The sequence below is a fragment of the Kitasatospora sp. NPDC049285 genome, assembly GCF_040678815.1.
GTDB lineage: Bacteria > Actinomycetota > Actinomycetes > Streptomycetales > Streptomycetaceae > Kitasatospora.
On sequence record NZ_JBFAQR010000157.1, the window covers coordinates 1 to 1,181 of the forward strand.

Annotated in this window: 1 protein-coding gene; it reads right to left on the minus strand. The window is 77.6% G+C overall.

Annotation, left to right across the window (positions count from 1 at the left end; translation table 11 throughout):
* Positions 1-3 precede the first annotated feature (3 nt).
* Positions 4-1,083 (minus strand): CHAD domain-containing protein, encoded by a 1,080-nt coding sequence (locus tag AB0K51_RS34865; RefSeq protein ID WP_363462316.1) that lies wholly within the window; start codon positions 1,081-1,083, stop codon positions 4-6.
* Positions 1,084-1,181: the final 98 nt, after the last annotated feature.

A 1,181-nucleotide genomic window follows, 5' to 3' on the forward strand; every position in this document is an offset into this window, starting at 1 on the left:
GAGTCAGTCCAGCACCGACGGCACCGCCGCCAGGCCGACCAGCCCGGGGGCCACCCCCGGCCACTGACGCCCGAAAGCGTACCGGGCCGCCTCCACCTCCAGCCGCTGATCCGCGTGCACCACCCCGAGCACGTACGCCGTCGCCGGAGTGATCCGCGGCGTGCGCGCGGCCGTCGCCACCGTCACCGCCGCGTCCGACGCCTCCTGGTGCCGGCCCAGCACCCGGTCCAGCTCCAACAGCTCACCACCCGGCGCCCCGCACACCTCCAGCGCGTACCTGGCCCGCTTCACGAGTATCCGGGCCCGCAGCCACGGCGCGTCGTCCGCCGCCAGCGCCGTGTCCGCCTCCGAAGCCGACCCGCGCGCCGCCGGCACCGAACCCGGCTGCGCCGGGTCCGCACCCAGCCGGTGCAGCCCCACCCGGCCGTACGCCTCCGCCGAACGCTGCCACGGCAGCCGCTCCGCCGCCGACAGCAGCGCACCCAGCGCCGCACCCGCCTGCGGCAGCAGCGCCGCCACCGGCTCACCGGCCACCGGCTCCACCAGCGGCACGTCGCCCGCCAGCAGCGTCATCCGGTCCGCCAGCGCGTGCAGCCGCGCCGAACGCAACTCCTGCAGCGACGACGTGTGCGCCCGGGTCCGCGCCAGCGTCAACTGGCGCTCCATCAACGCCCGCGCCTTCGGCGCACCCGCGTGCCCGGCCAGCATCCCCGCGGCCTCCGGCGAGGTGTCCGCCAGCGAGTCCAACGCACCCAGCAGCCGCGACGACCGGCGCTGGAAGCCCGGCTCCAACGCCAGCAGGTTCAACAGCCAGCGCAGCTCGGCCCGCGACTCCTGCGCCCACACCGGGTCGAAGGCCGCCGCGAAGGTGTGCAGCGCCCCGCCGACCCGGCGCACCGAGCGCAGCAGGTCGTCCGCGGCCGCCGCCGACGCCGGAAGCGCCCCCGGTCTGGAGCCCGCCTCACCGACCGCCTGCGGCAGGGCGCGCAGGAACGCGCCCGCCTGGGCGGTCAGATAGCCGGCAAGGACCTCCCCGGCGGACGCTGCGCGCGCCACCGGGGCCGTCGTCGGCGCATCGGTCATGGCTGTGGCTCTCCCCGATTTCGTTCCTGGGCCTGCCCCAGGGCTGCAAGCCGCCCGCGCCGGGGTCTCCCCGGCGCGGGCGGGTGCCGCTCAGCGCG